General features: G+C 75.6%; 1 pseudogene. It reads left to right on the top strand.

The features are described 5' to 3' along the window. Positions 1-282: 282 nt before the first annotated feature. Positions 283-467 (top strand): annotated as a pseudogene (locus LPA54_RS37855) (FAD-binding oxidoreductase); the annotation flags it as partial.

Here is a 467-nt window from a genome sequence, read left to right as displayed (position 1 = left end):
GCCGGGACGCCGCTGGTCACCGCGGCCAGGGCGCGCTCCTGAGGGGTGGGCGTCGGGGGCGGCGGCTGCCCGCCCCACGGCAGCGTCACCAGCACCCCGCCCAGCACGGCGGCCCCGGCGGCCGAGGCGAGCAGCGCGCGGCGGAGCCTCCGCCGGCGCGCACGAGGCTTGTCGTCCATGGCGCACACTGTGCGTCACACCCCGCCTGCGTATGATCATCACACTCCGGCGGGACCCGGCCGCCCCTGTGGGGTTCACACCGATGGCCCCGGGTGCCACGCTGTGATCATGAGCCGTATCGAAGCGCGACGCGATGAAGACACGGTGGCGGCCGGACCTCTCGTCGACCGGCTGCTCGGCGGCCTCCCCGCGGAGGCCGTCCTCACCGACCCGGACGTCACGGCCTCCTACGCCCACGACATGGCGAGCTTCTGTCCGGCGGGCAGCCCCGTGGCGGTGGTGCTGCC

The sequence above is a fragment of the Streptomyces sp. DH12 genome (assembly GCF_020873895.1).
GTDB lineage: Bacteria > Actinomycetota > Actinomycetes > Streptomycetales > Streptomycetaceae > Streptomyces.
The sequence above is the reverse complement of the archived record's forward strand: the minus strand, read 5'-3'. Positions and strand labels throughout refer to the sequence as shown.